The following is a 13718-nucleotide window of genomic DNA, read 5'->3' on the forward strand; positions in this document are numbered from 1 at the left end:
GCGCCGGGGCGCGGCGAGGTGGTTTAATCCGCCTCGATGTCTGAGACCCCGAAAACCGCAGAGCCGAAGATCCCCGAAGCGGACGTCCCCGAACAGATCGCGAACCGCCGCGCGTCCCGCGAGCGCATCGCAGCGCTCGGCCGGCCCCTCTATCCGAACCGCTGGGACCCCACGCACCTCGTCTCGGACGTCGTCGCCCGGTGGTCCGCGAAGGACGCCGCGGCCCTCGAGGCCGAGCCCGAGGCGGACCGCCGCGTGCGCGTTCCCGGCCGCATCCTCGCGATCCGCAAGATGGGGAAGGCGATCTTCGTCGACCTCTCGGACGGCGCCCACCGCGTCCAGTCGTACCTCAAGAAGGACCTTCTCCGCCCCGGCGACTGGGAGCTCCTCGAGCAGCTCGATCTCGGCGATCACGTGGGCGTCGCCGGCACGGTTTTCCGGACGCGAACGGGCGAGCTCTCCGTGAAGGGCGCCGAGCTCGACTTCCTCGCCAAGTCGCTCCGGCCGCTGCCGGACAAGTGGCACGGCCTCACGGACGTCGAGCGCAAGTACCGCCAGCGCTACGTCGACCTCGTCGTCTCGCCCGAGACGCGCAAGACGTTCGAGGTGCGCGCGAAGATCGTCGCGTACATCCGGCGCTTCTTCGACGGGCGCGGCTTCGTCGAGGTCGAGACCCCGATGATGCAGACGCTCGCGGGCGGCGCGGCCGCGCGTCCGTTCGTGACGCACCACAACGCGCTCGACCTGCAGCTCTTCCTGCGCATCGCGCCCGAGCTCTACCTCAAGAGGCTCGTCGTGGGCGGGTTCCCGAAGGTCTACGAGATCAACCGCAATTTCCGAAACGAGGGAATCTCGACGCAGCACAACCCCGAGTTCACGATGCTCGAGTTCTACACGGCGTACGCGGACGCGCGCGACCAGATGGCGCTCACGGAGCAGCTCTTCGCGGGCGCGGCCGAGGAGATCCTCGGGACGACCGAGCTGCCTTGGGGCGACGAGACGATCTCGCTGAAGGCGCCGTTCAAGCGGGTCTCTATGGTGGACGCGATTCTGGAGAATATTTCTGCTTCGGAGGAAGAGAAGATTTCTTCGAGTGGTCCCGTGCGGGCAAGTGAACGCACGCGCGTCACGAGGGAAGCCCTCGGCGATCTTCACCTTCTAAGAAAAATCGCCAGTGAGGTTGGTGTGGAATCCGTCGAGCGCTTCGGCGAGTCCAAGGGGAAATTACTTGCAGAGATCTTCGGAGCCGTCGCGGAGCGGCGGCTTCTTCAGCCGACGTTCGTCATCGACTACCCGGCGGAGATCTCGCCGCTCTCGAAGACGAAGCCCGGAGATCCTTCGACCGCCGACCGCTTCGAGCTCTTCATCGGCCGGATGGAGGTCGCGAACGGGTTCTGCGAGCTGAACGACCCCGACGAGCAGGCCGAGAAGTTCCGCGCCCAGGTGGCCGAGCGCACGAAGGGCGACGACGAGGCGATGCTCTACGACGAGGACTACGTCGAGGCGCTCGCGTACGGGATGCCGCCGACGGCGGGCGAGGGCGTCGGCATCGACCGCCTCGCGATGCTCTTCACGAACTCGCACTCCATCCGCGACGTGATCCTCTTCCCGTTGATGCGGCCGAAGTGATCTCCCTCTTTCTTGCCAGGAAATATCTCCTCGCGTCCAGGCGCGACGCGCAGGTGGGGGTTGTCGCCCTCGCGGCGTTCCTCGGCCTTCTGCTCGGCGTCGCGGCGCTCGTCGTGTCGCTCGCGCTTCTCTCGGGCTTCCAGACGAACATCAAGAACCGCCTCCTCGCCGAGACGCCCCACCTCCTCGTGACGCCTGCGGGGCGCGGGGAGTTCCACGACGTCGACCGGATCGCGGGGAAGCTCGCCGCCGTGCCGGGCGTCGCGTCCGTCTCGCCCGTCGCGAAGGGTCGCGTGTGGGTGAGCCTCGGCTCGCAGGCCATGCCGGCGATGGTCGTCGGGCGCGAGAAGCAGCAGGGGCTCGTCCTCGACGTGGCGCAGGCGCGGCCGATCGGCCTCGTCGCGGGCGAGACGGTCACGCTCGTCTCGTCGCGTTCGCGCCTGTCGCCGCTCGGGCCCGTGCCCATCGTCGCGACGATGAAGATCGCGGGAGTCGTGCCCTCCGCCACGGGGCGGAAGGCCGCGGAAGCCTCGATGCCTCTCGAGGAGGCGCGCCGCCTGTTCGCGCTCGGGCCGGACGGCTCGACGGGCTACGAACTGCGCCTCACGAATCCTGAACATCCGGCGCGTGCCGCGGCGGCGGTTGCCGCGGCGCTCGGCCCGTCGGTCGCGGTCGCGACGTGGGAAGAGCAGAACCGCGCCCTCGTCCTCGCGCTCAGGATCGAGCGGACGGTCCTCTTCGCGGCCGTGTTCCTGATCGTGATCGTCGCGGGCCTGAACCTCGCGGCCACGTCCGCCGTGCTCGCGGCGACGCGCGCGGGCGACGCCGCGGTGCTGTCGGTTCTCGGCGCCTCGCCGCGTGCCGTGGGCCGCGTGTTCCTCGCCGCCGGCGCGGGCGTCGGCGCGGCGGGAACGCTCGGCGGCCTCGCCCTCGGCGTCGGCGTCGCGGTGCTCCTCGAGCGCGCGGGGCTCGTGCCTTTGCCCGCGCAGCTCTACGGCATGGCGCACGCGCCGTTCCGCGTCGAGGCCCTCGACGTTCTCGCCGTGGGAGTCCTTTCGATCCTCTGGTCGCTCCTCGCGGCCTCGATCCCGGCGCGGACGGCCGCGCGGCTCTCGCCCGTGGAGGCGCTGCGTGGCGCCTGACGGCGCGCCGCTCCTCGCGGCCGAGGGCCTCGCGAAGGGCTTCGGCTCCGGCGCCGGGCGCGTCGACGTCTTCCGGAACGTCTCGCTCGAGGTGCGCGCGGGCGACCTTCTCGCGATCACGGGGCCGTCGGGCTGCGGAAAGTCGACGCTCCTCCACCTGTTCGCCGGGCTCGACACGCCCGACGCGGGCGCCGTGCGCGTGGACGGGACCGACTGGAGCTCCCTTTCGCCCGAGGCGCGCGCGGCCCTGCGCGGGACGACGATCGGATTCGTGTTCCAGTTCCACCACCTCCTTCCCGAGCTCACGGCGGAGGAGAACGTCGCGCTGCCGCTCTTCCTCGCGGGCCGGTCCGAGGCGGACGGGCGGAAGGAGGCTCGCGACGTGCTCGATCGCGTCGGCCTCTCGGCGCGCGCGTCGGCCCTCCCGCGGACGCTTTCCGGGGGCGAGCGCCAGCGCGTCGCGATCGCACGCGCGGTCGTGAGGCGGCCGCGGATCCTCCTCTGCGACGAGCCGACGGGCAGCCTCGACGCGGTCCACGCGGCGGCCGTTTTCGACCTCCTCACGACGGTCGCGAAAGAGCGCGCGGGGGCGGCGATCGTCGTCACCCACGACCCGGAATGGGCGCGTCGCTGTGCTAGCATCAAATCGTTGGGAGGAGAAGGCTTGAGCGACGGCGCGTAGGCGCGGCTCGACCCTTTTTCCGGCCCGAAACGGCAGTCAAAACGATGTTCGAGAAATACAACGAGAAGGCGCGCCGGGCCCTGTTCTTCGCCCGGTATGAGTCCTCGAAACTGGGCTCGAAGGTCATCGAGTCCGAGCACATCCTCCTCGGGATCCTCCGGGAGGGTGAGGACGTCATCAAGGAGATCTTCGCGCGCTTCAACGTGAGGCCCGAGGACATCCGGCACGAGATCGAGGGCGACCGCGTCTTCGTCGAGCGCGTCTCCTCGACCCAGGAACTCCCGCTCTCGGAGGAGTCCAAGAAGATCCTCGCCTACGCCTCGCACGAGGCGGAGTCGATGATGCATCCCTACGTCGGCACGGAGCACCTCCTGATCGGCATCCTCCGCGTCGACCCCTGCGTCGCGGGCCGCATCCTGATGGCGCACGGCTTCAACCTCTACGGCGTCCGCGAGGAGACGATCGCGCTCATCAAGGAGCGCGAGGCCTCCAAGCAGAAGAAGGAGCTTCCGTTCCTCGCCGAGTACTCGCGCGACCTCACGGCGCTCGCGCAGACGGGCTCGTTCGACCCGCTCGTCGGGCGCGACGCGGAGGTCGAGCGGATCGTCCAGATCCTCTCGCGCCGCACGAAGAACAACCCGATCCTCCTCGGCGAGCCCGGCGTCGGCAAGACCGCCATCGTCGAGGGCCTCGCGCAGAAGATCGTCGAGGGCGGGGTGCCGCTGTTCCTCGCGCAGCGCAAGATCCTCGCGCTCGACCTCTCGCTGATCGTGGCGGGGACGAAGTACCGCGGCCAGTTCGAGGAGCGCCTCAAGGGAATCCTCAAGGAGCTCAAGGAGAACCAGGATCTCATCGTCTTCATCGACGAGATCCACTCCCTGATCGGCGCGGGCTCGGCCGAGGGCTCGCTCGACGCCGCGAACATCCTCAAACCGGCCCTCTCGCGCGGCGAGATCTCGTGCATCGGCGCGACGACGCTCAAGGAATACCGCAAGTACATCGAGAAGGACCGCTCGCTCCTCCGGCGGTTCCAGGCGGTCACGGTCGCTCCGCCGGACGAGGAAGAGACGCTTCAGATCCTCGAGGGCGTGCGCGAGCGGTACGAGAAGTTCCACCGCGTCCGCTACACGCCCGACGCGATCAGGACCGCCGTCTACCAGGCGAGCCGCTACATCCCCGACCGCTTCTTCCCCGACAAGGCGATCGACATCCTCGACGAGGCCGGCGCGAAGGTGAAGCTCCGCAAGACGGCGGACACGCAGAACCTCCGCAGGCTCGAGAACGAGATCAAGGGGATCGTCAAGGAGATGAAGAAGGCGATCTCCGAGAAGGACTTCGAGCGCGCCGTGTTCCTGCGCGAGCGCGAGATCGAGATCAAGGAAGAGATCGAGCGGACGAAGACGGCCGCACAGGACGAGTCCGCGGCCGTCGACGTCACCCGGGCCGACATCGAGGAAGTCATCTCGAGCTGGACCGGGATCCCCGTGACGTCGCTCCAGATGGAAGAAGCCGAGAAGCTCCTCCACATGGACGAGACGCTCAAGAAGCGCGTGATCGGGCAGGATCAGTCGATCGGCGCGATCAGCCGCGCGATCCGCCGCTCGCGGCTCGGCGTGAAGAACCCGAACCGCCCCATGGGCTCGTTCATCTTCCTCGGGCCCTCGGGCGTCGGAAAGACCGAGGCCGCGCGCCGGCTGGCGGAGTTCCTGTTCGACAACCAGAAGGCGCTCGTGCGCTTCGACATGTCCGAGTACATGGAGAAGCACGCGGTCTCCAAGCTGATCGGTTCGCCTCCGGGCTACGTCGGCCACGAGGAAGGCGGGCAGCTCACGGAGCGCATCCGCCGCCAGCCCTACTCCGTGATCCTCCTCGACGAGATCGAGAAGGCGCATCCCGACATCGCGAACCTGCTCCTGCAGATCCTCGAGGACGGGCAGCTGACGGACGCCTACGGAAACGTCGTCGACTTCAAGAACACGCTCATCATCATGACCTCGAACGTCGGGACGAAGTACCTCGTGACCGGGAGCCGCATGGGCTTCGGCGAGGGCAAGAACGCGCCCGAGCAGCGCGAGGTCGAGGAGATGGTCCTCAAGGAGCTTCGGCGGGAGTTCTCGCCGGAGTTCATCAACCGCATCGACGAGGTCATCGTCTTCAACCCGCTCGGCCTCGAGCAGCTGCGCGCGATCGGCCGCCTGCTCCTCGACGACGTCGCCGACACGCTCAAGCACCGCGGGCTCACGCTCGTCGCGAGCCAGGCCGCGGTCGACTGGCTCCTGAAGGCCTCCGGCCACGACGCGCACTCCGGCGCCCGCCCGCTCCGGCGGACGATCCAGCGGCACGTCGAGGACGCGGTATCGGAATTGCTGATCGCATCCCGAGAGCCTATCGAGTGCGTCGAAGTGACCGTGGAAGGGGACGAGCTCAAGGTCCAGATCCGGGCGCCCGAGCCCGTCGGGACGGGCCGGTAACCGCCTTGATGCCCTGTCTCCGCTTCTCCGGCGCCGCCGCCGGGAGTGTCGTGCGCTCGATCCGCGCTCTCGCAGGGGCAGGCCTTTTCGGCGCGCTCCTCCTGGCCGGACCCGCGCGGGCGCAGGCCCCGCCGCCGGCCGCCGCGCCGGCTCCCGCACCGACTCCCGCTCCCGACCAGGGTTTCGGCCCGAAGACCGAGTCGCCGCTCTCGGGCGCCATGGGCGCCGCTCCCTCGGTCCGGCTCGCGCCGGAGGGGGAAAAGGGGGCCGCCCGGACGCTTCCCCGGCTCGTCCAGATCGTCGTCAAGGGCGGGAAGACCACCGCGTCCGAGACCGTCGGGTTCTACCTCGGCCTCAAGCCCGGCGACCCGTACGACGACGATCTCGTCAAACGCAACTTCTCGAAGCTCTGGGACTCCGGCCTCTTCGAGGACGTCACGCTCGAGAAGGACGAGACGCCGCAGGGCGTCGTCCTCACGGCGACGGTCGTCGAGCGGCCGACCATCGCGGACCTCGAGTTTCGGGGAAACAAGAAGCTCACGACCTCGCAGCTGAAGGACAAGCTCAAGGAGGGCAAGGCCGAGATCCGGATCGGCGCCCCCGTCTCCCTGCGGGACGTGGCCAAGGCCAAGGGCGTCCTCCTCGACGGCTACAAGGCCGAGGGCTTCCGGTCGGCCGTCGTCGAGGCGCAGCTCGAGATCGTCTCGCCCGCGCAGCGGCGCGTCGTCTTCAACGTGGACGAAGGCGACAAGATGAAGGTCGAGTCCATCAACTTCTCGGGGAACACCGTCTTCGGCGCCCAGACGCTGCGCAACGCGATGAAGAAGACGGCGACCGCCCACTGGTGGCGGTTCTTCGACAGCAAGTCCACGTTCAACCAGGCGAGCTACGACGAGGACGTCGAGAGCCTTCGCAAGGCCTACCAGGACGCGGGCTACAAGGACGTCGTCGTCAAGGACGCGGTCATCGACACCTTCGTCGTGAACCCGAAAGAGAAGCGCCCGGACAAGATCAAGCGCCGCGCGCGACTCACGATCCCGATCGTCGAGGGAGAGCGCTGGTTCTTCGGCAAGCTCAACGTCGACGGGTCGACCGTCTACAAGCCGGAGGTCCTCGAGAAGTTCTTCGGGTACCGCACCGGCAAGCCGCTGAGCCGTGCCGTCCTCGCGGACGGGATGAAGTCGATCGAGGCGATCTACCGCAGCCGCGGCTACATCTACGTGTTCATGAACCCGGAGTTCGCGGAGAAGCCGAACCGCACCGTCGACGTCACCGTGAAGATCGCCGAGGGCGACCAGTACCGGCTCGGCCGGGTGGAGTTCCAGGGGAACAAGACGACGCGCGACAAGGTCCTGCGCCGGGAGCTGCAGCTCTACGAAGGCGACATCATGGACATGGAGACCTTCAAGAAGAGCATCCAGAAGGTCACGCAGCTGGGCTACTTCAAGGTCGAGGAAGACCCCGACTTCAAGGTCAACAACGACAAGAAGACGGTCGACATCACGATCAAGGGCACGGACACGAACCGCAACGAGGTCCAGTTCGGCGCGGGCTACTCGCAGCTGGACGGCCTCTTCGGGCAGTTCCAGTTCAACACGCGCAACTTCCTCGGCCGTGGCGACACGCTCGGCCTGCAGTTCCAGCGCGGCAACCGGTCGAACTTCTTCGACGTCTCGTTCTCCGAGCCGTGGTTTCTCGACCAGCGCATGTCCGTCGGCGGGGCGATCTTCAACCGCACGCTCGACTACGCCGACGTCGCCGGCGGCACCAACCAGAGCTCGAAGGGCCTGAACCTCTCGCTCGGGGTCGGACTGGGCGTGTGGGACGTGGTCTCTTTCTTCTACGGGTTCACGGACACGAAGAGCCGCTACCAGGTCTACCCGCCCCCGGCGCCTCCGGGCGGGGGGTACACCCCGCCTGCGTTCGCGGACTACACCGGCACGACGTCCTCGATCACTCCGGGCTACCGCTTCGACAGCCGCAACGACCCCTTCGACCCGACGCGCGGCACGCGCTACGGCGCCTCGGTGACGATCGCCGGCGGCGCGCTGGGGGGCGACTTCTCCTACGTGAAGAGCGCCCTCAGCTTCACCACCTACCTCCCGGCCACGAAGAAGTCGAACTTCGCCGTGAACGGGGAGCTCGGGATGCTGTTCCCGTACGACAGTCAGGCGCAGCGCGAGGCCGGGCACAGCGAGATCCCGATCTTCGAGCGCTACCGGATCGGCGGCGACCGGTCCGTGCGCTCTTTCAAGTACGGGGCGATCTTCCCGCTCGACGAACAGAACCGGGCGTTCTTCGACCAGAACGGCGCCCTTCTCGGCGGGAACCGGTTCGTCGTCTTCAATCTCGAGTACGTCTACCAGCTCGCCCAGCCGCTGAAGCTCGTGGTGTTCTTCGACGCGGGAAACACCTGGATCGAGGGCCAGACGGTGGACCTCCTCAAGATGAGGACTGCGGTCGGCCTCGAGATGCGGATCTTCCTGCCGATCTTCCAGGCCCCCCTGCGCTTCATCTACGGCATCAACCTCCATCCGAAGCTCATCCTCGACCAGACCGGGAAGCCGCTGGCCAACGGCGAGGAGAGCAAGACGGACTTCCAGTTCTCCATCGGAACCACGTTCTGACCGTCGAATTGCTATCATCCGGCGCTCGGCCGGCCTCCGGCCCCGGAAAACACCTTAAGGAGTCAGATTCCATGAAGCGCATCGTCACGTTCGCGGCCGGCGCCCTCGCCCTCGCCGTCGCCGCCGCTCCGGCTTTCGCCCAGACGGCCGCGGCCCCCGCTCCGGCCGCCGGGAACTCGAAGATCGGCGTCATCGAAGTCCAGCGGATCGTTCAGGAGTCGGCCATCGGCAAGGAGAGCCTTGCCCGCGTCCAGAAGGTTCAGCAGGCGAAGCAGGAAGAGCTCACGAGGCGCCAGAAGGAGCTTCGCGACCTCGAGACGAAGATCCAGGACCAGGGCAAAGCCCTGTCCGAGGACGCGATGGAGAAGCTCCAGAAGGAATACCAGGCCAAGGCGGTAGAGCTCAAGCGCTTCCAGGACGACGCGCAGAAGGAGCTGGAGGAAACCCAGCGCAAGGAGCTCGGCGACCTCGAGAAGCGGATCATGCCCGTCATCACCGAGGTGGCGAGGGAGCAGGGCTATCAGCTCGTCTTCAACAAGTTCAACAGCGGGCTCCTCTTCGCCGACGACAAGTCCGTCGACCTGACGGAGGCCGTCATCACGAAGTTCAACTCGCAGATCGCCGCGCCGAAGGCGGCCGCTCCGAAGCCGGCCGCCGCCGCGCCCGCCCCGGCTGCCGCCAAGCCGGCCGCCGCCGCGCCCAAGAAGTAACGGCCGCGTGGCTGCGTTCACCGTCGCCGAGGTGGCCGCCGCCTGCGGCGGGCGCGTCGCCGGCGACGGAGGCGCGTCGCTGACCGGGGTTCGCGCCCTCGAGAGCGCGGACCCCGAGTCTCTCTCGTTCGTGACCGACGCGAAGGCGCTCAAGCGCGCCGCCGCGTCGCGTGCCGGAGCGTTCCTGGCGCGCTCGGCCACGGATCTGCCTGGCCGGACCGTCATCGAGGTGGCCGACCCCCAGCTGGCGCGCATCGCCGTCTTGCGCCTCTTTCACCCGCGCCGGACCGCCCGGCCGGGGATCCACCCGACCGCGGCCGTGGATCCCGCTGCGTCCGTCGATCCCTCGGCCGAGATCGGGCCTTACGCCGTGATCGGTCCCGAGAGCCGGGTCGAAGCCGGCGCCGTCGTCGAGGCGCACGCCGTCGTCGGCGCCCGCTGCCGCGTCGGCGCCGGGTCTTGGCTCCACCCCCCACGTCGTCCTCTACGACCGCATCGCCCTCGGCGAGCGCGTCGAGATCCACGCCGGCGCCGTGCTCGGGGCGGACGGCTTCGGCTACGCGACGACCGCGCAAGGGCTCGTGAAGATCCCGCAGGTCGGCGTCGTGACCGTCGGGGACGACGTGGAGATCGGCGCGAATACCTGCGTCGACCGCGCCGCCCTCGAGACGACGACGCTCGGGGCCGGCACGAAGGTCGACAACCTCGTCCAGATCGGCCACAACGTGATCGTCGGCCGCCACGACGTCATCTGCGCCCAGGTCGGCATCGCGGGTTCGGCCGTGCTCGAGGACGGCGTCGTCCTCGGCGGCCAGGTCGGGGTCGCGGGGCACCTCACGGTGGGCGCGGGCGCCCAGGTGCAGGCCCAGAGCGGAATCGGCGCGGACGTGCCGCCGAAGCAGGCGCTGCACGGTTCGCCCGCGTTCGGGTATCGCGACTACCAGAGATCCTGGATCGAGCTCCGGCGGCTGCCGGAGACCGCCCGTCTCGTGCGCCGGCTCGCGGAGAAGGCCGGGCTGCTCAAGGGAGGAGACTCGTGAGCGAACCCGTTACGAGGGCCGACATCCTCGAGATCCTGCGGCTGCTGCCGCACCGCTACCCGTTTCTGCTCGTCGACCGGATTCTCGAGATGTCGCCGGGCCCCGTAGCGGTCGGCTCGAAGGTCGTCGGCCTGAAGAACGTCACGGTGAACGAGCCGTTCTTCCAGGGGCACTTCCCGGGGAACCCCGTGATGCCGGGCGTCCTGATCATCGAGTGCATGGCGCAGGTGGCCGGCTGCCTCTTCTTCGCGAAGGAGCCGGATCCGTCCGCCAAGCTCATGTTCCTGTCGGGAGTCGACAAGGCCCGCTTCCGGCGGCCCATCTTTCCCGGCGACCAGATCATGGTGTCGGGCGAGATCGTGAATGTGAAGCTCGGTATGGTGAAGTTCAGGGCCGAGGCCCGCGTGGACGGCGCGCTTTGCACGGAGGCCGAGATCATGTCGAGCCTCGTGAACCGTCCGGGAGCCGTGTGATGCCGATCCACCCGACCGCCGTCGTGGACCCGACGGCCTCCGTCCATCCCACCGCCGACGTCGGCCCCTACGCAATCGTCGGCCCGAACGTCACGATCGGCGCCCGCACGACCGTCGGCGCCCACGCGGTCATCGAGGGGCCCACGACGATCGGCGAGGACAACCGCATCTGCCCGCTGGCCGCGCTCGGAGGGCCGCCCCAGGACCTCAAGTACAAGGGCGAGCCGACGACGCTCGTGATCGGGAACCGGAACATGTTCCGGGAGTTCTGCACGATCCACCGCGGGACCGTCACGGGACACAAGACGACGATCATCGGCGACGACAACCTCTTCATGGCCTACGCGCACGTCGCCCACGACTGCACGGTCGGGAGCCGCACGGTCTTCGCGAATGGCGCGTCCCTCGCGGGCCACTGCACGGTCGAGGACGACGTCATCCTCGGCGGTTACGCGGCGGTGCGCCAGTTCCTGAGGGTCGGGCGCTACGCGTTCGTCGGAGCGTTCTCCGGGATCAACCGCGACATCCTGCCGTTCGTGTGGAGCTCCTCGGACCGCGACGTGAAGGCCTACAAGGTGAACGCCGTCGGCCTCTCGCGGAAGGGCTTCTCGAAGGAGCGCGTCGACGCCCTTCAGAAGGCCTACCGCATCCTCCACAAGCACCGCCACGACAAGACCGCGCTCCTCGCCGGCCTCGAGCCGCTCGCCGCGGCCTCGGACGACGTGAAGTTCCTCCGAGACTTCATCGTCGCCTCGAAGGAAGGCGTCCACGGGGCGTAGAGGGGGCGGAAGACCCTAGTCCCGGGCCGGTAGCGTGCGCTGCCAGTGCCTTCCGAGGCGCTCGCCTGCCTTCTCGATGACCCGGCAGAGCCGCTTGATCCCCTCGTCGATGACGTCGGGCGCCGCGTAGGAGAAGTTCAGGCGCATCGTCCGCTCGCCGCCGCCCGCCGGGTAGAACGCGGCGCCCGGCACGAAGGCCACCTTTTCGGCGATCGCCTCGTCGAGGAGCTTGACGGTGTCGAAGCCCTCCGGAAGCGTCGCCCACAGGAAGAGCCCGCCGCCCGGCTTCGTCCAGCGGACGCCCGGAGGGGCGTAGCGGTCGAGGGCGCGGAGCATCGCGTTGCGGCGCTCGCCGTAGACGCGGCGTATGACCTTCACGTGGCGGTCGAGGAAGCCGCCGCGCGCGACCTCGTACGCGACGTACTGGCAGAACGTGGACGTGTGGAGGTCCGCGCCCTGCTTGATCTGAACGAGCTTGGAGATGACGACCTCGGGCGCGACGACCCACGCGATGCGCAGGCCGGGAGCGAGCGTCTTCGAGAGCGTCGAGAGGTAGAGGACGTTCCCCGTGAACGTCTTCTCGCCGCTCGCGCAGCCGTGCGTCTCGGCGTCGAGCGCAACGAGCGACGGGAGGTGCTCGCCCTCGTAGAGGAGCTGGCCGTAGGGGTCGTCCTCGACGATCGGAATCCCGAGCGCGGACGCGCGCTGGACGAGCTGGCGGCGGCGCGGGAGGCTCATCGTGACGCCCGCGGGATTCTGGAAGTTCGGGAGCGCGTAGACGAACTTCGGGCCGCCGCGGAGCTGGACGTCGAGGGCCTCCATGTCCATGCCGTCGTCGTCGATCGGGACGGAGAGATAGTCCGCCTGGTAGGCGTTGAACGCCTGGAGCGCCCCGAGGTACGTCGGGGCCTCGGTCAGGACGCGGTCGCCCGGGTTGATGAGGAGCTTGCCGATCAGGTCGAGCGCCTGCTGGGAGCCGGACGTGATGAGGACGTTTTCGGGGCCCACCTTCACGCCGTAGCGGCTCATGTGCCGGACGAGGAGCTCGCGGAGGGGGCGGTAGCCTTCGGTCGTCGTGTACTGGAGGGCCGACGTGCCCCAGTCCGAGAGGACGCGCTCGGTGGCGGCGCGGATCGCCTCGATGGGGAAGACCTCCGGGGCGGGGAGCCCGCCGGCGAAGCTGATGATCTCGGGGCTTTCCGTGAGCTTCAGGAGCTCCCGGATCATGGAGGCCGTGATGCGCTGCGTGCGCTGCGCAAACCGCTGGGACCAGAGCGTATCCGGAGCGGGCGCGGGCGGGCGCGCGGCGGTCCCGTCCGCCCTCAGACTGCCGAGGACTTCCTCCCCGGGCAGAGCAACGCTAACCATGGGCACACCCCCGACTTGAGAGCGTCTCGCCGGGCGCTTCCGGCCGCCATGATGCGGGCTGATCAGGGCGAAAAACGCCGAAAACTTCCAGTCCGCGTGCGCCCTCGCCAGCGGCGTGAAGTGCCAAGAGGAGTCTGATAGACTCATAGCGATGAGTAAGCGACTGCAAGTGCTTCTCGACGAGCCGGAAATCCGGGAAATCCAGCGTGCGGCGCGCGCGAAACGGATGACGGTCGCGGAATGGGTGCGTGGCGCTCTGCGCGAGGCGCGCCGGCGTGAGCCGCTTGGAGACGTGTCGGACAAGCTCGCAGCGATCCGACGCGCCGTTCGCCACCAGGGTCCGACCGGAGACATCGGACAGATGCTCGCCGAAATCGAGAAGGGCTACGGATCGGGCGAGTGATCTTCGTCGATTCCAACATTCCGATGTACCTCGTCGGCGCGCCGCATCCACGCAAGGCGGACGCGCAACGCATCGTCGAAGGATTCATCTCCGAGAAAAGGCGTCTCGTGACGGACGTCGAGGTCCTCCAGGAGATCCTCCACCGTTATGCGGCGATCGACCGCCGGGAAATGATCCAACCGGCGTTCGACGCCCTTCTCGGCGTCGTCGACGAAGTGTTCCCGATCAAGGCCGTGACAGTCGAACGAGCGAAGGCGATCGTTCTCGCGCGCCGAAAGCTCTCGGCCCGTGACGCCCTGCACCTCGCGGTCATGGAGGAACAGGGCGTGAGCGAGATCTTGACCTTCGACGCGGGATTCGACGGTTATCCCGGCGTGACGCGTCTGCACTAATT

The 13718-nt window shown here is 68.3% G+C and carries 11 protein-coding genes; 10 read left to right on the plus strand and 1 reads right to left on the minus strand.

Translation table 11 applies throughout. The annotated features are described in order from the left end of the window. The first annotated feature begins 36 nt into the window (after nt 1-36). The 8 genes from lysS to lpxA all read left to right on the plus strand — a co-directional run bounded on the left by lysS (nt 37) and on the right by lpxA (nt 11553). Complete coding sequence (gene lysS, locus IPL89_18175) at nt 37-1629, plus strand: lysine--tRNA ligase (GenBank protein ID MBK9065079.1); 1593 nt, start codon at nt 37-39, stop codon at nt 1627-1629. After that, entirely contained in the window at nt 1626-2771 is a 1146-nt protein-coding gene (locus IPL89_18180) for an ABC transporter permease (GenBank protein MBK9065080.1), read from the plus strand. Before lysS ends, IPL89_18180 begins: the two co-directional genes overlap by 4 nt. Further along, nucleotides 2761-3453, plus strand: a complete 693-nt coding sequence (locus IPL89_18185) for an ABC transporter ATP-binding protein (protein MBK9065081.1) — start codon at nt 2761-2763, stop codon at nt 3451-3453. The genes IPL89_18180 and IPL89_18185 overlap by 11 nt, the downstream gene beginning before the upstream one ends. Nucleotides 3454-3497: 44 nt before the next feature. Next, on the plus strand, nt 3498-5924 hold the full coding sequence (locus tag IPL89_18190) for an ATP-dependent Clp protease ATP-binding subunit (GenBank protein MBK9065082.1): 2427 nt from the start codon (nt 3498-3500) through the stop codon (nt 5922-5924). Nucleotides 5925-5932: 8 nt separating this feature from the next. Beyond that, nucleotides 5933-8551 (plus strand): outer membrane protein assembly factor BamA, encoded by a 2619-nt coding sequence (gene bamA, locus IPL89_18195; protein ID MBK9065083.1) that lies wholly within the window; start codon nt 5933-5935, stop codon nt 8549-8551. 71 nt (nt 8552-8622) lie between these two features. Then, nucleotides 8623-9261 carry an OmpH family outer membrane protein gene (locus IPL89_18200; GenBank protein ID MBK9065084.1) on the plus strand — a complete coding sequence of 213 codons (639 nt, stop codon included), beginning with the start codon at nt 8623-8625 and terminating at the stop codon, nt 9259-9261. A gap of 7 nt (nt 9262-9268) precedes the next feature. Further along, nucleotides 9269-10774 carry a 3-hydroxyacyl-ACP dehydratase FabZ gene (gene fabZ, locus IPL89_18205; GenBank protein ID MBK9065085.1) on the plus strand — a complete coding sequence of 502 codons (1506 nt, stop codon included), beginning with the start codon at nt 9269-9271 and terminating at the stop codon, nt 10772-10774. Then, nucleotides 10771-11553 carry an acyl-ACP--UDP-N-acetylglucosamine O-acyltransferase gene (lpxA, locus tag IPL89_18210; GenBank protein MBK9065086.1) on the plus strand — a complete coding sequence of 261 codons (783 nt, stop codon included), beginning with the start codon at nt 10771-10773 and terminating at the stop codon, nt 11551-11553. The genes fabZ and lpxA overlap by 4 nt, the downstream gene beginning before the upstream one ends. Nucleotides 11554-11568: 15 nt before the next feature. Here lpxA and IPL89_18215 read toward each other — a convergent pair whose 3' ends face one another. Continuing rightward, complete coding sequence (locus IPL89_18215; protein ID MBK9065087.1) at nt 11569-12921, minus strand: PLP-dependent aminotransferase family protein; 1353 nt, start codon at nt 12919-12921, stop codon at nt 11569-11571. A 151-nt stretch (nt 12922-13072) separates the two neighbouring features. Between IPL89_18215 and IPL89_18220 the strand changes: the two genes are divergently transcribed. Together IPL89_18220 and IPL89_18225 are read left to right on the plus strand one after the other, a co-directional pair. Continuing rightward, complete coding sequence (locus IPL89_18220) at nt 13073-13324, plus strand: antitoxin (protein MBK9065088.1); 252 nt, start codon at nt 13073-13075, stop codon at nt 13322-13324. After that, a complete protein-coding gene (locus tag IPL89_18225; protein MBK9065089.1) occupies nt 13321-13716 on the plus strand; it encodes a type II toxin-antitoxin system VapC family toxin in 396 nt (131 codons plus the stop codon). Before IPL89_18220 ends, IPL89_18225 begins: the two co-directional genes overlap by 4 nt. Nucleotides 13717-13718 lie beyond the last annotated feature (2 nt).

The sequence above is a fragment of the Acidobacteriota bacterium genome, from assembly GCA_016716715.1.
Lineage (GTDB): Bacteria > Acidobacteriota > Thermoanaerobaculia > UBA5066 > UBA5066 > Fen-183.